Consider the following 19,201-nt stretch of genomic DNA (forward strand, 5'->3'; position numbering starts at 1 on the left):
ACTCACGCCCCCTCGACAGCTGGCCGCCATCGCAGTTCGAGATAGACGCCATCCTCATGGTTGGTCTTGCTAAAACCGAGTCGGCGGAACATGCGCAAAGACGCCTCGTTGCCGGTCATGACCATGGCTCGGACACCGCCGCGGACGGCGCCGTCGGCCATCACGGTTCGCATCAGCGCGCTGCCGATGCCTTGTTGCTGATGGCCAGGATTCAAGGCGATGTCGACGACATAGAGGGCGTCGGGCTCCCCGGCCACAATCAATTCCCCGATCGGCACGCCAGCAGACTCGATCACTGACCACCAAGCGTCCGGAAACTGGTCCCGAAAGCTTTGGGCGCGCGCGCGATATTGCATGATGACAAGCTGCTCGATCACGCCTTCTGGCAATCCACCGATCCGCAGCCTGCTGCTGGTATGTTCGCGAAACAAATCGAACAGAAATGATGCGTCCGTCTCCTCGGCGCGGCGCAAATAGACAACGCCGCCAGGAACGGCAATTCTTCCGGCCTCCCGATTGTCCGCGTTATCTGCCTGCGTGTCGTCGAACATGGGCCTGTTGCCTTTATGGGCCTTACGGGTGTGTCCAATTCCGCCTAAAACATGCTGGAATTTCTGGCATCAGCCTTTAGATTATCGCCAGTTCAGGGAGAGACGCAGTGAACGGCATTGAAGCTGACAAAGGTGGCGGCGAAAGCACGGGCGAGGCCGCCGGTGTTCTGTCTGTCGACTATTTTGAACCGCACGTCGGTAAGATCTTCAGCTTCAGAGGCACCCGCTATGCTTTCCCCCTCAATAAGATCGTCAGTGACGACAGGGCCTTCCCAGACTGGATCAAGCGCCGACCGTTCATGCTGATCTTTCGTGGACCGAAGGAGGCTGAGGTGCTGCCCGAGGGCCTATATGTCTGCGAGATCGCCGGCGGTCCGGCCGTCACCATGCACGTCGCACCAATTTTCACACCGCAGCCGGACTGCCAGGAATATCAGGCCGCGTTCAATTGAATCGGCGGGCGATCATTTACGCCCTCCTCTAATTCCGACTCGGGAAAACACCCTGCAATGCGATGCAGGCATTCAGCACGAGATAAGGCATGCGGTTTTCGTGCGGCTGAGTGCCCCCACTGGGAGCGATGACGGCCGGATTCAAGGTCTTGGTGGCAGCCGCACTGCTGTAGATCTGCACCGCAAAACCGCCTGATGGCTGGGTAATAACCCCCACCGCGTTGCCAAGCACTGTATTGTTGCCCGGAGTACCGCCATTGCTGTTTGCAGCGGTCGTCGAATCCGCCATCAACGAGTGATTATGGGACGGCATTTCTGTAGTTAAGAGCGTCTCCGTCTCCTGGCCGTCAACCATTCCCAAGATATAGGATGGCGAGACGCCCAAGGGGACCCGGCCCCGCAGATCGGGCAAGGCAAACGTAGTCTGTCCATTGCCGCCATAGCTGACGCCGAGCAAGGCGAACAACGCCTGATTCTGCGCAATCGACATGATCTGCCCATTGCACAACGCCCAACCTTTTGGGGCAAAACTAAAGGCAAAGATCTCGATCTGCCCAAGATAAACTGTGGTCATCGGTCTCGGCTCCTCGGGACATCTAGAGCAAAACGCGTTTAGGCGTAAACGCTTCTCTGCTCTAACTCTTTGTTTCGATGCGTCTTTGCGATTCTCGCCGATTTCGTCAAATCGCAAAACGCCTTAGTTTCGCGCCGGGAAAATCCCACTCAGTGCGATGCAATAGTTCAGCACGAGATAGGGCTGCATATTGTTATGCGGTTGATTGCCGCCGACCTGGCTGATCGACGGTGGCGCCAGTCCGGTCGTGGCGCTGCCCGGATTGGGGCTGTAGACTTTGGCTGTAGTCGACGGTCCCTGCTTGCTGCTGCCGAGTTGACTGATGCCGAGCTGGTTTCCGGCGGCCGTTATGGTCGTCCCGGCGGCGGACGCCGCCATGAAGTTATGGCTGTGCGGCGCCAATTCGTTATAGGCGAGGGTCACCGACGTCGAGCCTCCGGTCTGGCCCGGTTCATAGTCGGTCAATCCCGGTCCCTGCCCCACCCCGACGACAGCGGTCCCCTGCAGATTCGGGAGGCCGAAAGTCGTCTGTCCATTGCCGCCGTAGTTCGTGCCGAGCAGAGAAAAAAGCGCCGTATACTGTTGAATGGGCAGGATCTGGCCCTGGCAGAGCGCCCAGCCTCTCGGTGCGAAGTTGAAGGCAAAAAGCTGTACCTGTCCAACATATGGCTCCGTCATCTGTCTCTCCTTGCTCTCGACCGCCCGTTCGACTCAGCCCTGGCTTGGATAGACGCCGGCTATCGCGATGCAGTACAAAACCGCCTGGCAGGGTTGGATATTGTTGTGCGGCACGCCCCCGCCGGCGACCTTGATGGTGTTGGTGGCCAGGGCAACCTGCGTATTGTTGCTGGAATAAGGCAGGTAGTTGTAGGCGGCCGTGGCCGGGTTTTGATATCCGTCGGCCAGATAGGTCGTGCTGCTTGGCGTGGAGACGGAATTGGTGCCCTGCCCGGTAACGACCGTGACCTGATGATTATGCGCTGGAATCTGCGCGCTGATGAGTGCAACGCTTTCAACACCGGCGGCCGTGCCGATGATGTAATTCGACAGGCCAGGCCCTTGCCCTTGATGAATGGGTACACGGCTACGCAAATCCGGCACCCCGAAAGTGGTGGCACCGTCACCGCCGTAGGTCGTGCCGATCAGATTGTACAGCACTTCGTATTGAGAGATCGGGAGCAATTGACCGGCGCATAACACATAGCCCCTTGGCGCGAATGTGCCTGCAAAAGCAAGAATCTGGCCAACATAGGTGTCGGACATGCCACTCCCCTTTTCATCGTTACATTAACCGCGTCATATTAGTCGGCAAATCTAACGCAGAAAACCGCCTCCCATTGCCGCCTGAAGCAATCTGGCAGCAATCAATATTATGTAATCGTTTTTAGATTCTTGATTTCAAGTGCAAACTGATCGCAGCTTACGATTCTCACACGACGAGCACAATGGGTTTTTGCATTCGAATGCCTTTTGGCTCACTTTGATTAATTCGATTCTCGCCGGAGGGGTGCAACGTGATGAAATTTTTGCGACAAGCTAATGAGATCTTGGATCTGAGACACAGAAATTTGAGGACAGTGACTGCGAGTTTCAAACGGATGGCGTGGGTATTGTGATCTTGGGCGACGGCTATATTACCGACATCGGCTACACCTCGGACTTCTATTCGGAGATGGCGCCGAGCCACCTGGCCTTTTCGTCGCTTGTCGCTGGCTGCGACCCCGGCGGCACATTGCGGCCGGGGCGCGTCCTGGAACTGGGCTTTGGTCAGGGATTTGGCCTTGCGCTGCTCGCCGCAGCCAATCCGGACATTGTTTTCGAAGGTTGCGACTTCAATCCCGCTCACGTCGCGCATGCCAGGGATCTCGTCGAGTCCGCTGGCCTCACCAATCTTTCCGTCGCTGAGGCAAGCTTCGAGGCGATGGCGGCGCGGGCCGGCGATGGCAACGTCGATATCGTCCTTCTCCATGGCGTCTTGAGTTGGGTGGCGAAGGAGGCGGAAGAGGCAATTCTGCAGATCTTGCGCCAACGCCTGCGCCGGGATGGCGCTCTTTACATATCCTACAATTGCCTGCCGGGCTGGGCCCCTCTCGTGCCCATTCGGCAGCTCATTATCGATATCAAACGTCGCCACGCGGGCAACTCGCAGAGCCAGATCGCCGCCGCGCTCGATTTGCTCGCCCAGTTGAAGGAGGGCAACGCCACTTACTTCGCCTGCAATCCAATGGCTTCCGTCCATCTTGAAGCAATGCTTGCCCAGGACCGCGTTTATCTGGCGCATGAATATCTCAGCGACCATTGGCGACTGTTTCAATTCTCGGAAGTCGCCGCGCGATTGGGCCAGGCCGACGGCCTTGGATACATCGCCTCGGCGACGCTGACCGAAAACTTCGACCAGTTCGCGGTGCCGGCAAACCTCCAGCCCCTTATGGCGCAGACCGGCGATCCGATCCTGCGTGAGACATTGCGCGACGTTGCTGCCAACAAGAATTTCAGGCGCGACATTTTTGGGCGTGCCAGCAGGATTCTGAGCAAGGCTGAACGACGAGAGTTCCTGGGGCAGATGCTTTTCGCCCCCGCTGTGCCGAGGCGCCGGCAACAATTCAAGTTCCGCGGTCCGCTCAACGAATTGATCGGCAAGGAGGACTTTTATAGTCCAATTGCGGATATGCTGGCGGAAAGGTTCGCAACCTTCGACGAGTTGCTGGCACTGCCCTCTTTTGGCGAGCATGCGGTGGACAGGCTCGTCGAATGCCTTGCGCTGCTGATCCATTCCGGACAGGTCGTACCTTTTGTCATGCGGCCGACAACGGATCCAGAGCCCGCGCGGCGCTTCAATCGCATGATCGTCGATCGGGCGAGAGGAGGACGGCTTTATGGCTATCTTGCCTCGCCGGTCGCAGGCACCGGCATCCGCATCGACGATTTCGGCCTCCTGACACTTGCGGCGGTCTTCGACGGCAAGGCCGATACGCCCCTTGCAGCAGCGCGCCACGGCCTGTCGATCATCACGGCGCTCGGCCGGCGCCCCTTCGACAACGCACGCGCCCTGACGGAGGACGATGAAGCGATAGAGTTCCTTTCTGCTCGAATGAAACCGGTCATCGAAGACGACATTCCCCTCTGGCGTCGTCTCGGCATGCTGTGATCGGACACGCGCTGATATAAAACCTTCACATGAAGTGAAGTATTATCTTCTCGCCCTCCACTTGTGAGAGGGCGTCGGCAATGCTACGCTTTCAATTAATATAGAATACTTGACACGCCCCCGGGTCCATTTCGTTCTAACTGACTCTCAGTGAACGACTGTTTCGGCCACCAAATTGATCAAGACATTGATCAGAAGTATGCGAAAAAATTCAAAGTAAAAAGAAATAATTCGTGAATTTTTCGCGCATACCTCTGCAATGTTGGGGGGAATATTTATGTCTACTTCCAATGCCACGAGCGCTGATCCGGTGCAAATCGTCTTCATCGATTCTCGTGTACCCAACATACAGGCCCTGATCGACGGCGCGGCGCCGGGCGAGCAGGTCTTTGTGCTCGATGCTGCCAGTGACGGCATTCAGCAGATCGCCGACATTCTGGCGAGCGACAACCTTGGTGGTCTTGCCTCTATTTCGATCGTCGGCCATGGCGCTCCGGGCGAGATCGAGCTTGGTTCGAGCTGGCTCGACGACACCGATTTGGCAAGCCACGCGACTGCATTGTCGACCATTGGTGCCGCCCTGGCGCCGGGCGGTGATCTTGCACTCTACGCCTGCAACACGGCAGCCGGCGCTGCCGGCCAGCAATTCATCACCGACCTCTCCCATTATGCCGGTGGTGTCGACGTCGCAGCAGCGACACATCTTGTGGGTAGCGCCGATCATGGCGGCTCATGGACGCTCGATGCGTCGACCGGCGCGATCGAGGCTTCGACACCCTTCACCGCGTCGACGCTCGCCGATTTCCAAGGCGAACTCGCAGGCACCGTCACCAGCCAGATCTGGTTCGGAGCCGACCGCGATACGTTAACCGGCAACCAGAATCCGTTCGGATATGTCAATTCCGACGGCAGCGGCCGCACCCAGGTGGGAGAGAGTCCCAGTGACGGCTCAGGGCAGACAACCTTCAGCGACATCGCACTCGATACGGCCGCCGGCCTGTATTTTGCACTCAATCAAGGTGAAGCTGCCACCCAGAATGTTCATCTCGTCGTAGGCCACACCAGCGGTGGTGCGCCGATCAGCAGCACACTCACCCTCAATCCGAACGATTATGTCATCCAAGGAATAACCGCCGACCCTCAAAACCACTTCATCTACATCGGTGTGTGGGGCGACGGCCAGGCCGATAGCGGCATCATCAAGCTTTCCTATGACCCGGCTACCGGCGTCGTCAACAATGGCAACCCCATCACCTCCGGCGGCGTGATCTCGCCATCATATTTCATCTCCACGAGCGGCGCAGCCTTCACCAATCCGAAGGATCTGTACCTCGACGTTGCTGCGCAGAAGATCTACTTCGCCGCCAACGATCTCAAGACCGACGGCAGCGGCCCCTTCGGTGGAGGTTTTGCGGACACCAACGGCGTTTGCGTCACCGATCTCACGACCCACGTCACCACGCTGCTTTCGAGCCAATCGCAGTTTCCGGCGACTGCGGCAGGCTCCGGACTTGCGATCTCCGCCCTGACGATCAACACGACGACGGGGATGATCTATTTCGCGACGGAGGACCAGAGCAACGGGTCGGGCACCACGCATTCCACCATCTGGGAAATGCCGATCGGTGGCGGCACCGCCGTTCAGATGACGCTGCCCGCATCACTGGCCTTTGTCGCGCCTGGCGGACTGGCCTACGACGCCGATTCAAACCAGCTTATCGTAAGCGACGGGGGTGACACATTCCACACACCCCAGATCGCCCCAGCAATACATGTATTTTCGCTCAACGCCGCCGGGACGACTTTCACCGGCGACACCATCTTGGCGCATGGCGACGAGGGTGCATCGAGCAATGCCATCACCAGGGCTATCGCTCTCGATGAACTGGCACATATCGGTACGTTCACGGGTACATCCACCCAGGCGCTGCAGGGGAGCTCGTCGCCCTTGCTGTTGCTGGGCGCGACACCAATCGGCGTTACCGATTCCGACAACGGCGGATTTCTTGCCAGTGCGTCGGTCCAGATCTCGAACGCCCAAACGGGCGACCTGATCGGCATCAATTCGAACTTCAGCTTCAACAATACGCCGCAGACGGTCAATGTCGGCGGTGGTTCTTTTTCAGTGAGCTTCGATGCAAGCTCGCACACGCTGACGGTTGCCAACGCGACCGGCACTGAGAACACCTATGCCGAGTATGAAGCCCTTCTTGCACAGGTTTCCTTCAAGGACACCGGCACGGACACCAGCACCGGAGCTCATCCGACGCGTACCGTCACCTGGCAGGTGAACGACGGGGCGGCTGGCAATCCGGTCGGCCCGAACAACGTCACCACCACGACGGTGACCATCGATCGTGCGCCGGAGCTGACGGCCGACACCAAGGCGGCTCTCGCCGGCGGGTCCGCCGCAGCCGGCAATGTGATCGGAAATGATCTCGACCGGGATGGCGACACTCTTTCGGTGTCGGGCTTCACGGATGGTACGGCAGGCACTGTCGGCACCTTATTTCATGGCACATACGGGGACCTGACGCTTAACAGCAATGGCGCCTACACGTACAGCGCAGGCGCCACGGGAGGCGAGCAGGCGGCCATCAACAATGCCGCCGCCGGGAGCCATCCCACAGAGGTGGTTACCTACACGGTATCCGACGGTCATGGCGGCACGTCTTCGTCGACGCTGAGCATCACTGTCGATCGTGCGCCGGCCACGGTTGCCGATACCGACAGTGCCCTTAATGGGGGTATCGCTGCGACCGGCAACGTGCTGACCAACGACACGGACTCGGACGGCGACAGTCTCACCGTGACCGGCTTCACGGACGGCACGGCCGGTACCGTCGGCACGTTATTCCACGGCGCGTATGGCGATATCACGCTTAACGCCAATGGCACTTACACCTATACGGCCGGCGCGACTGGGGGGCAGCAAACGGCGCTCGACAGCGCCCCCGCCGGCAGTCATCCCACCGAGGTGGTCACCTATACTGTATCCGACGGCAATGGCGGAACCTCGACATCGACGCTGACGGTCACGATCGACCGCGCGCCTGTCAGCGTGGCCGATGCCAACAGTGCAATCTCGGGCGGCGTGGCCGTCACAGGCAACGTGCTGAGCAACGACACGGACAAGGACGGCGACACTCTCACCGTGAACGGCTTTACGGACGGTACGGCCGGCACCGTCGGTACATTGTTCCATGGCACCTATGGCGATATCACGCTCAACACCAACGGGACCTACACCTATACGGCGGGCGCCACTGTCGCCCAGCAGACCGCGCTTGCCGGGGCCGGAGGCCATGCAAGCGAAGTCATCGATTACACGACATCGGATGGCCGCGGCGGCGCGGCGGGGTCAACGCTGACGATCGACGTCACGGGCGCGCCGACGATCACCTCCATCGCAGCCTCCGGCCCTGGCATCGGCGCCGATGGCAATGGTGACCTCAATGCCGGCCATGTCGTCACGCTGACGGTGAACATGAGCACCGCGGTGACGGTCGATACGGCCGGGGGTATCCCGACATTGACTTTGAACGACGGGGGAACGGCCACCTACACAGGCGGCAGCGGCAGCGCCGCCCTGACCTTTACCTACACGGTTGCATCAGGCGAAAACATCGGCGATCTCGGAGTGGACGCGGTCGTACTCCACGGCGGCACCATCCGGGATACCAACTCCCGCGATGCCGATTTCACCGGGACGATCCCGGCACCGGCCGGTACGCTGCAGATCGACACCACCGTGCCGACGGTATCCTCTGTGACGACCTCCGGCCCGGACATCACCGCAGGCAGCGGCGACCTCAATGCCGGCCATATCGTGACGTTTACGGTCAACACCAGCGAGGCCGTCCTCGTCGACACCAGTGGCGGCACCCCGACGCTGACGCTGAGCAATGGCGAGATTGCCACCTATGCCGGCGGCAGCGGTGGCACGGCCCTGACCTTCAGCTACACCGTGGCGGCCGGCCATGACACCGCTGACCTCGCCGTGTCCGCGGTCCACCTCAATGGCGGCACCGTGAGGGATGCGGCGGCCAACGACGCCGATCTCGGCGCCGCCGTCACCAATCCGGCCGGCACGCTGCTGATCGACACCGCCGCGCCGACGGTGTCCTCGGTGACGACCTCCGGCCCAGGCATCACCGCAGGCAGCGGCGACCTCAATGCCGGCCATGTCGTGACGTTCACAGTAAACACCAGCGAGGCCGTCCTCGTCGACACCAGCGGAGGCACGCCGACGCTAACGCTCAGCAATGGCGAGATTGCCACCTATAACGGCGGCAGCGGCGGTACGGCACTGACTTTCAGCTACACCGTCGCGGCCGGTCATGACACCGCGGACCTGGCGGTATCCGCGGTCCACCTGAATGGCGGCACCGTGAGGGATGCGGCGGCCAACGACGCCGATCTCGGCGGCGCCGTCACCAATCCGACCGGTACGCTGCAGATCGACACCACTGTGCCGACGGTGACTGTGGCAGCGACGGTGTCGAACAATCACCCCACTCTGATGGCCGGTGACACCGCCGCCGTGACATTCACCTTCAGCGAGGCGGTGGCAGGCTTCACGCTTGACGATGTCGTGGCAAGCGGCGGGTCTCTCAGCAATCTGGTGGCTCATGGTGTCGACGGTTCGGGTCACGATATCTACACGGCGAGCTTCACACCGGGTGCGACCAATAACGAGAATGGCACGGTCCAGGTTACGGGAAGCTATACCGATGCGGCCAACAACGCCGGAGCGGCCAGCAATGTCGTTACCTTTACGGGCGACACGCTGGCGCCGGATCTCGTTACGGCCACGGCCGATCCGCCGGGTGGCGTCGAAGCATTCGGCCAGACTGTCAAGTTCACGCTGGCCTTTACGGAAGCCGTCAAGTTTGACGGAGGAACGCCGACACTCACCCTCAATGACGGGGGCGCCGCCACCTATGACAGCGATGCAACGGCGGCGCTGAGAGATCCGACCAAGCTGGTGTTCAATTACACCGTCGGTGCAGGCGACAGCAGTACCCACGATTTGGCGATCACGGGCGTTACCCACGGAAGCATCACCGATCTGGCCGGCAACCCCGCCACCAATGTGACCGCGACGTTCCCTGGGCTTTCGGTAGTGGGGTCGGTGATCACGGCCAATCCCGACAGCAACAGCGTCATTGCGGGCCACACGGTTACGGCCAACGCCGCTCACGGCGTGCTCGCCAACGACACCGACACCAATCCGGCTGACCATCTCGTGGTCAGCACGGTCAACGGATCGACTGCGGGCGTGGATCATGCGATTGCCGGAACCTACGGTTCGCTGACGCTGCATGCTGATGGCAGCTATTCCTACACCGCCAACGCATCGTCCAGCGTTTACGCCGTCGACAGCTTCACCTATACGGCGAGCAACGGCCATAGCCCGACTTCGCCGACGACATTGAACATCAGCGTTGTTGGAGGCAACTATGCCTATGTTCAGGTGCCATCCGGTGGATCAGCGGCTACTGGGTATGGCAATACGATCCTCGACGGCAGTGCCGGCAATGCCACGCTTACTGCCGCAGCGACCTTCAATGCCCATGAAATCCTGATCGGCGGCCCGGGTGATGTCCTGAATGCAGGAAATACCGGGCAGGATATCTTCGTGTTCGCCGGCGATTTCGGACACAACACCATCAATAACTTTCACACTAAGCTGGACACCATCCAGCTCCAGCAGTCGCAGTTCGGTTCGATCGCCAACGTCTTGACCAATCTGCATCCGGCTGGTGCCGACAGCGTCCTGACCCTCGACAGCACGCACGTTGTCACCATTACCAACATGCAGGTTGCCAGCTTGACCGCTTCGAATTTCCACCTGGTCTGATCAGATAACAGCCCGTCAATACTCGTTGGCGGGCTGATTGCAAGAACTGGCGGTGGGCGCAAAATTGCCGGGTGAAAGAGGCCATTCGCTGTATGACAAGGCCTCACTCGAAATGATAATTCAGGCCTAGGCGAACAATTTGTTCATGAAAGTGAGCTGACGAATGAAACACGATCGGGGAAGTGAAAGAGGCGATATTGGCTGATTTCTTGCCCAGGTCGACATAGAGATATTCGGCCTTGACGCTCCAATTCTGCGTCAGCATCGCCTCGACACCGCCCCCGACAGTCCACCCCACCCGTGTACTGGAGGACGATCCGTCCGCGCAAATAGTACCGCCGACTACACAGCCAGTGACATCAACGGTACTGAATTTTATGGTTGTGTCCCCATAGGCCAAGCCCGCTGTCGCGTAGAGCAACCACTGGGGCGTAATGAGATAACCGGCGCGGCCCCGCACCGTTCCAAACCAGCCAATCTTCTTGGTGACAGTCGTCAATGTGGGGTCGAACCCTGCAGGAACACGACCCGCCGTTGACGAGTCGTCGATACCGGAGGCTTGCAGGTCGGTCTCCGCTCCCAGTAGCCAGCCGTCGGACAATTGCCAATTATAGCCGATCTGGCCGCCGCCGATGAAACCATGAACCGACGGCGACAGAGACCTGGGAAGACTGCCCGCCGCAAGCAATGCAGCCACCACTCCATCGGCGGTGGGGTCGGTTGCTCGCATCGATGACTTTACCGAGCCTGAATCCCAGCCATATCCGATATTGGCGCCGGCATAGAATCCAGTCCAGGACGGAGGGGTGGAAGCGGCCAGATCTGCCGCAGCGGCCGCGCCCGCGAACCCGACGCCAGCGCTGACAGCACTTGCGAGCAATACCTTTTTCAAAATCTTCATCGATATACCCCCAATTACCTTCTTATACTGGGCAATCGCCTCGAAATCCATCGCAATCTAGGGCTGCAACAATAAAGCATCGCAGGTGTGGCATATTTACAAGGCACGAGGAGAATCTGTTCTATGTAGGCGGCAAACTCTACCAACACTCAGCCGGAATTCAAAGAATCAATGGCCATAAATCAACAACATCAGAACCCAAGTTCCTGTTGAAATATATCATAGTCGGCACCTTCGCACTTTTTCTGTGCTGAAAAATCTTAATAATCGCCAAGACTGATTAGTCGATAAATCTATCTGAGTTGATGTGTCTCTTTCGTCAAAGTGCGGGAGGTGACGGTGCGAATTGCCTCGCTGCTGACACTTGATGAACTTGCGATGAAAGTCCCGTCCATTCGCCAGGCGCCGGCCTTTCTGACCGCTGAACTGCATGCTCATCGCGCCTACGGCAGCAAATCTTGTTCCGACCCCTGGAAGGTGCTCTGCGCTCAACTTTGGGGCAGCGGCATTGGGGGGTATGGCGAACGACAATCATACGCAAGACCAGTCGACCGGCGTCCCCATACCGCCCCACAATTTCTCATGCTTTCCTGACTCGGATATCTTTGGGATTTCTGATGATAATCAAGGACATCTTGTCGTTGTCGCTTCCCTGGAGATCGGGGTCAGCCGCCGGAGCATGTCAGCTCTTGATGAAAGCAAGGAGATCCGGGTTCACCACGTCGGCATGGGTAGTGAGCATGCCGTGTGGAAAGCCAGGATAGATTTTCAACGTGCTATTCTTGAGAAGCTTCGCCGAGAGCGGTGCGGAGTCGGCGATTGGTACAATCTGATCGTCGTCGCCGTGAACCACAAAGCTGGGCACGCTGATGATCTTCAGATCCTCGGTAAAATCAGTTTCGGAGAAAGCCTTGATGCCGTCATAGTGGGCCTTTGCACTGCCCATCATGCCCTGTCGCCACCAGTTTTGGATCACCGGTAGGATTGGCATCTTGCCAGGGCGGTTGAAGCTGTAGAATGGACCGGTTGGGAAGTCGATGTAGAACTGCGAACGGTTGGCCGCAAGCATCTTGCGCAGATCGTCAAACACCTCAATTGGCAGGCCGCCCGGATTCTTATCTGATTTCACCATGACCGGTGGTACTGCGCCGACGATGACGAGCTTGGCGGTGCGGCCCTGCGGTTGACCGTGCCGGGCGACATAACGAGCCGCCTCGCCGCCGCCGGTGGAGTGGCCGATATGGACTACGCTCCTCAAGTCGAGGTGCTCGACAACCGCCGCCGCGTCTGCGGCGTAGTGATCCATGTCGTGACCGTCACTAACTTGCGACGAGCGGCCATGCCCACGCCGATCGTGGGCGACGACGCGGTAGCCGTTCGCGAGGAAGAACAGCATTTGGGTGTCCCAGTCGTCCCCCGACAGTGGCCAGCCATGATGAAACATGATCGGTGGGGCGCTCTTTGGTCCCCAATCCTTGTAGAAGATCTCAACGCCATCATTGGTTGTGACATAGTCCATGGTTGCTCTCCGATTTTGTGAGGGAGATGAAGGAGTAGTGGTGACCGCTTGTGCGAGATCGGGCGAAAGCAGCGCAATTGCGGCCGCTAGCGCAGTGCCACCAGCAAGGAGCGTCCGCCGATCGATCATTGATTGATATGCTTGGGTCTCATTCATTGAATGCGTTCCCGAATGGGCGTGAGTACGTTGGCACAGTGACCGCATGCTGGACCGGGAGTCGCCAGCAGATATCACTGCAGTGGTCGATGCCGCCGCGAGCAGGAAATCGGGGACGTCGCGGCGTTCGCCGGAAGCGTTCCAGCGATTGAGATGCTAGTGCCAGCTACGGCCACCGTCGACTATCGAGCGGTATCATTCGCCCTGCGCCAAGGTATAGGCCCGCTGCTCCTCGTGACCAGGATTTGAGTCGCTAAATATAGTTGACGTGGCGGACGCCCGGTCGACCATTTTGATTTCGTTCGCATGGCAGCTGATACCGCTATCTTCGCTACCGGTTGGAGAACCACCGCACAAATTGCTGAAGACTCCGGCTAGATGTCCTTCGACATGAGACGATCGTGCTACAAATGCTTTTCATAAACTGCATGCTTTGACGGCGTTACGTCTCGTCGTGATCGGCCCTTACGTCAGCGGGCAAGCTGCTCGATCTATTGCCAGCGAGCGGCGCGATGGCAATGCACCCGCGGTCTATGCCCAGGCATAGGTTACCCCCTGCCTACGGCTAAATAGACCGCGATCCGCCCGCGGAGGTACGATTACGCGGAACACCGCGTGGAAAGCCGCCAATGCCAATCAGAGATAGAAAATCGCTCATAGCGGCCAGGCGACGCGGGGGTGGACAAACGCCTCAGGTGCCTCATTGGCCAATCGGGTTGGCAGCGGTCAGCCATCCTGCAGGCTTTGATTTGAGATCAGGCGGACGGGGAAGTTTAGTGCAGACGTACCCCTGCCCGACCAAGCAATTCACCAGGCGCAGCTTCTGCCTAAGCACACTGCTGCTTGCGGTCAGCTTGCACGGTTCGTCAGCGGCCGTCCACGCGCAGGATGTTCTCCGCATACCTTATGTGGCCGATATTGGCACCTTCGATCCGGACAACGGGTTTGAGACCGGCGCGGTGAGCGCAATCAACAACGTCTATGAGGGTCTTGTCCAATACGAGCCGGGTTCAACCAAGATCGTTGGCCTGCTCGCCAAGAGCTGGGAGATCTCGGACAACGGGCTAACTTACACCTTCCACCTGGTCAACGGTGTCAAGTTCCATGATGGCACGGCATTCAATGCGGCGGCGGTAATAAAGTCGTTCGAACGCCGCCGCGACCGTGGACTGATCCTGAGCTACTTCCTGGCTAACGTGAAGGACATGAGGGCGCCCGACGATTCGACGGTCGTGCTCACTTTGGGCCACCCTCAACCTTCGCTCCTCGACGCCCTTTCCAGCCCGTGGGGGCCTAAGATCGTCAGTCCGGTAGCGCTCGCGCGGCATGACAACGGCGACTTCGCGACGACTTGGCTCAATGAGCATGCGGTCGGCACAGGTCCGTTCAAATTGGCTGAATTCAAACGCGGTCAGCGCTATGTCCTCGAACGCAACGACGACTATTGGGGCGACGAACCATTCTTCCGGCAGATCTTCATTTCGATCGTGCCCGATATCAGCCAGCAGATACTTCAATTGCAGGCGGGTGCGATCGATGCCGTGCCGATCAACTATCCGTTCGCACAACTCACCAGCCTACCGGCAGGCCTGGAGATTACTGCCGTCCCGAGCATGATACCGTACGATCTCTTCGTTAAGCCGAACTCGCCACTCGACGACGCAGACGTTCGCAAGGCGATTTTGGCGGCGATCAACCCGGCGCTGTGGGTCAAGGACGCCTTTGGAGAGTTCGCAAGCCTGGCGAGATCGGTCTATCCGAACGTGATGCTCGACCCGATGAATCCGATCCGGTTCCCGACCGATTTCGAGGCAGCGAAAGCCACGATCGCGAAACATGGCTCCGTCAATTTGGTCATTGGCCTCCATAGCGCGGCCCCAAGCTACGGCCGTATCGCCGACCTAATGATTGCACAACTGGCGTTGATCGGCGTAAAGGCAACGGCTTACGTGCTACCCTCCGGCGCTGCTTACAACTTGAAGCACGACCCAAACCCTCCCGATTTACTGCTCACGATCGCGGGCCCGGACGCCGCTCATCCAGAGAACCAGGCCAAGGTGTTCTTCACAAAAGACGGTTCCCTTAACTTTTTTGGCCGGGCGCTCCCGGAAGCCGATGCCATAGTCGACGAGGCCGGACAATTGACCGACGTCAAAAAACGCGACGCTCTCTACGAGAGAGCGGGGCAGATGTATTTCGATGCCGGCATCGTCATCCCGCTTGTCGATGTCGACGATGTGGTTGTCCACGTCAAGGGTCTGAAGAACCTTGGACTCCGTCCCGTGAACCCACCCGGCAACATCGACTTCGCCACCGTTCGCTGGGGACCCTGAATTCCAGCATCCGGTTCATACCGGAAGCGGGTAAGGCTCGTAACGCAGATGGTCAAGCTTTCGCATCCAATGTCGGAACCCGTGGCCGAGCCCGTCCTCGCCGTCAAAGACCTCTCAGTCATTCTCAGCCGCGAAGGTCGTCCTTTCCGCGTCCTCGATGGCATCAGTTTCGACATGCTTCCGGGCGAAATCATCGCGCTGGTCGGGGAAAGCGGTTCCGGTAAGACAAGCATCGGGTTGGCGCTTCAGGGGCTCCTGCCGCGCGAATACCTGCCACAGGTTGCAGGCTCCATACGGCTGGCGGGGATCGAGCTTGTCGGCGCGGGAAGGCGCACCTGGCAGTCGGCCCGCCGCCATCTTGTCCGCACCATCGCGCAAGATCCGATGGGCGCGCTCAACCCTACGATGAGCATCCGCCGTCAGATGCGAGAATCCAATGGGGAGCGCGAGGGATCGATCGAGGACTGGCTCAGCCGCACTGGCTTGCCTGACCCGGACCGCATCGCCGATGCGCTTCCGCATCGCCTATCGGGGGGCCAGCGTCAGCGAGTGCTTATCGCCATGGCGATGATGGCGAGGCCGAAGCTTCTCATCGCCGATGAACCGACCACTGCGCTCGACGTCACCACGCAGGCGCAGATCCTCGATCTTTTGCGCGGTCTCGCCCGTGAACAGCAGATGGCAATTCTGTTCGTTACGCACGATCTGAGTGTGGCGGCCTCATTGGCCGAGCGCGTCCTGGTTCTTTACGCCGGACGCATCGTTGAAATGGGCCGCATGCAGGAGGTGGCCCGCAATCCCACGCACCCCTATTCCGCCGGCCTGCTCGCCGCTCGGTTCGATCTGGACTCTGATCGACGGCGCCCGCTTCCCACTCTCCCGTCCGAGCGCCCGCAATTCATAAATTTCGAGAGCGCCTGCGCCTACGCGACTCGTTGCCCGATCGCCCAGGCAGATTGCACGACGATCCGCCCACCGCTGAAACCTGCTTCCGTCCATGGCGGCACAGTCGCCTGCCTTCACCACGAACAAACCCCGTTTCTCTCAGTGCACCGCGCCGATGCGAAACCATGGCCGGTCCAGGCAATCCAGGAAACCGCCGCCTTGAGGCTATCCAACGTCGGAAAAACATATCCGACAGGCCCCCGATCGTTTTGGGGACGCCGGCAACCACAGCCCGTTCTCAGGTCGGTCAACCTCTCGATCAAGCTTGGCGAGTGCGTGGGCCTGGTGGGCGAGAGTGGCGCTGGCAAGTCCACCCTTCTGAGGATTGCCGCCGGGCTCGTGGTACCTGACAGCGGCGCTGTTACTCGCTTCGACAAGCTCCTTCCGCAAGTCGTGTTTCAAGACCCCGTGGCAGCGCTAACGCCGTGGCTCACAATCGGCGAGCAGATCGGCGAGCGTCTGCGGGCCGTGTCGCTGGACTCAGACTACGGCCGCCGTCGCGTCGGAGAGGCAATAAAGCTGGTCGGCCTTGATCCGGTGCTGATGGACGCGCTGCCGGCCGAGATGTCGGTCGGGCAATGCCAGCGCGCCGTTTTGGCTCGCGCGGTAATCGTCCCCCCAAGGCTTCTGCTCTGCGATGAGCCGATCAGCGCCATGGACGTCTCGCTGGCCGCAACTACCTTGAACCTTCTTAGCGACCTGCGGCGGCGGCTCGACATGGCGATGCTGTTCGTGACCCACGATTTGGCGGCCGCCCGGATCATCGCCGACCGTATCGCGGTGCTGAAGGACGGCGAGTTGGTCGAGATTGCCGATCCGGATGCCATCATTGCCGCACCGCAGTCGGCCTATACGCGGTCTCTCATCGCGGCGATGCCGAGCCTGCAGGCGGCAGGCGGACGATGACCGGCCGGCCAAGCCTGGACACGCTGCCTGCGCGACCCCGGTTCAACTGGCGCGATTTCTTCCGGCGTGCCGGCCGGCTTGAAAGCATCGGCATCGTCGGCGTGCCGGTCGTCACCGTTGTGGCCATACTGGCGCCCTGGATCACGCCGTTCGACCCACAATTGCGTGTCGCCGGGGCCTACCTGCCGCCTTCAGCTGGGCATTGGTTCGGCACCGACGAGATCGGCCGCGACCTGTTCTCGCGCGCCATCCTCGGCGTTCAATATACGTGGCTGCCAGGACTTGCCGTTATCGGTTTCAGTCTCACTCTCGGCTCCCTGGTCGGACTGATTTCGGGCCTGATGGGCGACAAGGTCGATCTGGTCATTACGCGGATCATCGACTTATTCATCGTCCTTCCAGCAACGCTCATCGCACTCGCCGTCGTGGCTTCTCTCGGCCCTGGCCTGGTTAACACGATGATCGCGCTCGCCATTTTCTGGTGGCCCTGGTACGCACGCATTTCTCGCGATGAAATTCGTCGCCTCAAGGCCCGTCCTCATGTCGAGGCGGCGCGCATCGCCGGAGTCCGCGGCCCGCGCCTGCTGCTGCGCTACTTGTTGCCGGGAGTGGTTCCCGCCTTGCTCATCGGGGCCTCACTGGATGTCGCCAACGTCATCATGACGATGTCGCTGATGTCTTTCCTTGGCCTTGGACTGCCCGCACCGGCGCCTGAACTCGGAGCGATGACGTCGCGCACCCTCGACAGTCTCACCGTCCATTGGTGGCTGCCGATCTTGCCGGCCGCGATTATCTTTTTCCTCTGCCTCCTTGCCAACCTTGCGGGCGACGGCATTCGCGCCGCGCTGAGGGGGGCGTAGATGTTGGCATATGTCACCAAAAGCATCGTCGGCGCGGTCGCGGTTCTCCTGGTGATGAGCTTCATCGTTTTCGGTCTCCAGAGCATTATCCCCGCCGATCCAGCGCGGGCCATTGCCGGGCCTAACGCTCCGCCCGAAACCGTCAGGGCGATGCGCGTGCAGCTCGGACTGAACGACCCGGTTGTCGTTCAGTACGGGCGGTTCCTGTTGCGCCTCGCGCATGGGGACTTGGGGACGTCGGTAAGGACCCGGCAGCCTGTGACTGACGACATCCGGCAATTTCTTCCCGCTACGCTTGAACTCGGACTGGCGTCGATCGCTTTGGGAGTGGCACTCGCCGGCGTCATGGCGGCGCTTCAGTTCCTGATTCCGGGATCGGGCGGCATAAGGCTCGCTATGGTGGGCGCGGGCTCCGTGCCGATCTTTCTGTCGGCCTTGCTTCTCGCCTACTTTTTTTGGTTCCGACTCGACTGGTTTCCCGGAGCGGGTCGGCTTGCCTACCGCGACTTCGCAGGCCCTACGGGACTCAACGTCATCGATGGAATACTCGTCGGCCGGCCCGAAGTCAGCGGCGACGCGCTGCTGCATATGATCTTGCCAGCGCTTGCCCTGGCGTTGCCGATCGGCATCGCAGTTGGGCGAAGCCTGAATGGCGCGCTTCACGAGGTTATGAGCCAAGCGTATGTTCGGACAGCGCGCGGCAAGGGTCTCAGTGAGACAAAGGTGCTGTTGCACCATGGTTTGCGCAATGCCGCTACAGCCCCGCTGTCCATGCTCGGCCTGCAGGTCCGGCTTCTCTTCGGCAATTTACTTGTGGTCGAGCGCATTTTCGGGTGGCCTGGCCTGGGTCTTTACACGGTCCAGGCATTTGCCAGCGCCGATCTCCCGGCGGTGCTGGGCGTCGCCATCGTCTTCGGAATCTTGTACATCCTTGTCAACACGCTCATCGAGATCGGGCAGTCAATGGCCGATCCACGGATCAACCTCTGAAAG

At 59.8% G+C, this 19,201-nt stretch carries 13 protein-coding genes; 7 read left to right on the forward strand and 6 right to left on the reverse strand.

Annotated features, from left to right (window positions below):
* Positions 1–2 precede the first annotated feature (2 nt).
* Entirely contained in the window at positions 3–551 is a 549-nt protein-coding gene (locus ACMDCR_RS23775; protein WP_413988999.1) for an N-acetyltransferase family protein, read from the reverse strand.
* A 107-nt stretch (positions 552–658) separates the two neighbouring features.
* Here ACMDCR_RS23775 and ACMDCR_RS23780 point away from each other — a divergent pair, with 107 nt between their 5' ends.
* On the forward strand, positions 659–1,003 hold the full coding sequence (locus tag ACMDCR_RS23780) for a DUF6916 family protein (protein ID WP_413989000.1): 345 nt from the start codon (positions 659–661) through the stop codon (positions 1,001–1,003).
* A gap of 28 nt (positions 1,004–1,031) precedes the next feature.
* Here the strand turns inward: ACMDCR_RS23780 and ACMDCR_RS23785 are convergent, their stop codons facing one another.
* From ACMDCR_RS23785 to ACMDCR_RS23795, 3 genes are all read right to left on the reverse strand, one after another.
* Positions 1,032–1,577, reverse strand: a complete 546-nt coding sequence (locus ACMDCR_RS23785; RefSeq protein WP_413989001.1) for a phage tail protein — start codon at positions 1,575–1,577, stop codon at positions 1,032–1,034.
* A gap of 123 nt (positions 1,578–1,700) precedes the next feature.
* Positions 1,701–2,255 carry a phage tail protein gene (locus ACMDCR_RS23790; protein WP_413989002.1) on the reverse strand — a complete coding sequence of 185 codons (555 nt, stop codon included), beginning with the start codon at positions 2,253–2,255 and terminating at the stop codon, positions 1,701–1,703.
* Between the two features lie 33 nt (positions 2,256–2,288).
* The gene (locus tag ACMDCR_RS23795) at positions 2,289–2,840 is read right to left on the reverse strand and encodes a phage tail protein (protein WP_413989003.1); all 552 of its coding nucleotides are present in this window, start codon (positions 2,838–2,840) and stop codon (positions 2,289–2,291) included.
* Positions 2,841–3,180: 340 nt separating this feature from the next.
* On the opposite strand from ACMDCR_RS23795, the gene ACMDCR_RS23800 reads away from it, so the two are divergent.
* Both ACMDCR_RS23800 and ACMDCR_RS23805 read left to right on the forward strand, forming a co-directional pair.
* The gene (locus ACMDCR_RS23800; protein ID WP_413989004.1) at positions 3,181–4,725 is read left to right on the forward strand and encodes a methyltransferase regulatory domain-containing protein; all 1,545 of its coding nucleotides are present in this window, start codon (positions 3,181–3,183) and stop codon (positions 4,723–4,725) included.
* A 277-nt stretch (positions 4,726–5,002) separates the two neighbouring features.
* Positions 5,003–10,588, forward strand: a complete 5,586-nt coding sequence (locus ACMDCR_RS23805; protein WP_413989005.1) for a DUF4347 domain-containing protein — start codon at positions 5,003–5,005, stop codon at positions 10,586–10,588.
* 103 nt (positions 10,589–10,691) lie between these two features.
* On the opposite strand, the gene ACMDCR_RS23810 is transcribed toward ACMDCR_RS23805, so the two are convergent.
* Positions 10,692–11,540 carry an outer membrane protein gene (locus ACMDCR_RS23810; protein WP_413989006.1) on the reverse strand — a complete coding sequence of 283 codons (849 nt, stop codon included), beginning with the start codon at positions 11,538–11,540 and terminating at the stop codon, positions 10,692–10,694.
* Positions 11,541–12,171: 631 nt separating this feature from the next.
* Positions 12,172–13,008: an alpha/beta fold hydrolase gene (locus tag ACMDCR_RS23815; RefSeq protein WP_413989007.1), complete on the reverse strand. Its 837-nt coding sequence runs from the start codon at positions 13,006–13,008 to the stop codon at positions 12,172–12,174.
* Between the two features lie 932 nt (positions 13,009–13,940).
* Between ACMDCR_RS23815 and ACMDCR_RS23820 the strand changes: the two genes are divergently transcribed.
* The 4 genes from ACMDCR_RS23820 (at position 13,941) to ACMDCR_RS23835 (ending at position 19,198) form a co-directional block, all read left to right on the forward strand.
* Positions 13,941–15,497, forward strand: coding sequence for an ABC transporter substrate-binding protein (locus ACMDCR_RS23820; protein ID WP_413989008.1), 1,557 nt, complete (start codon positions 13,941–13,943; stop codon positions 15,495–15,497).
* Between the two features lie 81 nt (positions 15,498–15,578).
* Positions 15,579–17,348: an oligopeptide/dipeptide ABC transporter ATP-binding protein gene (locus ACMDCR_RS23825; RefSeq protein WP_413989009.1), complete on the forward strand. Its 1,770-nt coding sequence runs from the start codon at positions 15,579–15,581 to the stop codon at positions 17,346–17,348.
* A complete protein-coding gene (locus tag ACMDCR_RS23830; protein ID WP_413989010.1) occupies positions 17,345–18,208 on the forward strand; it encodes an ABC transporter permease in 864 nt (287 codons plus the stop codon). Before ACMDCR_RS23825 ends, ACMDCR_RS23830 begins: the two co-directional genes overlap by 4 nt.
* The gene (locus tag ACMDCR_RS23835; RefSeq protein WP_413989011.1) at positions 18,209–19,198 is read left to right on the forward strand and encodes an ABC transporter permease; all 990 of its coding nucleotides are present in this window, start codon (positions 18,209–18,211) and stop codon (positions 19,196–19,198) included. It abuts the gene before it with no gap.
* Positions 19,199–19,201: the final 3 nt, after the last annotated feature.

It is taken from the genome of Labrys okinawensis (assembly GCF_047345005.1).
Lineage (GTDB): Bacteria > Pseudomonadota > Alphaproteobacteria > Rhizobiales > Labraceae > Labrys > Labrys okinawensis.

Excerpts from the sequence above, each read along its gene's own strand:
- ACMDCR_RS23775 (WP_413988999.1), bottom strand. The coding sequence starts at position 551 with ATGTTCGACGACACGCAGGCAGATAACGCGGACAATCGGGAGGCCGGA.
- ACMDCR_RS23785 (WP_413989001.1), bottom strand. The coding sequence starts at position 1,577 with ATGACCACAGTTTATCTTGGGCAGATCGAGATCTTTGCCTTTAGTTTT.
- ACMDCR_RS23790 (WP_413989002.1), bottom strand. The coding sequence starts at position 2,255 with ATGACGGAGCCATATGTTGGACAGGTACAGCTTTTTGCCTTCAACTTC.
- ACMDCR_RS23795 (WP_413989003.1), bottom strand. The coding sequence starts at position 2,840 with ATGTCCGACACCTATGTTGGCCAGATTCTTGCTTTTGCAGGCACATTC.
- ACMDCR_RS23805 (WP_413989005.1), top strand. The coding sequence starts at position 5,003 with ATGTCTACTTCCAATGCCACGAGCGCTGATCCGGTGCAAATCGTCTTC.
- ACMDCR_RS23810 (WP_413989006.1), bottom strand. The coding sequence starts at position 11,540 with ATGGATTTCGAGGCGATTGCCCAGTATAAGAAGGTAATTGGGGGTATA.
- ACMDCR_RS23815 (WP_413989007.1), bottom strand. The coding sequence starts at position 13,008 with ATGGACTATGTCACAACCAATGATGGCGTTGAGATCTTCTACAAGGAT.
- ACMDCR_RS23830 (WP_413989010.1), top strand. The coding sequence starts at position 17,345 with ATGACCGGCCGGCCAAGCCTGGACACGCTGCCTGCGCGACCCCGGTTC.
- ACMDCR_RS23835 (WP_413989011.1), top strand. The coding sequence starts at position 18,209 with ATGTTGGCATATGTCACCAAAAGCATCGTCGGCGCGGTCGCGGTTCTC.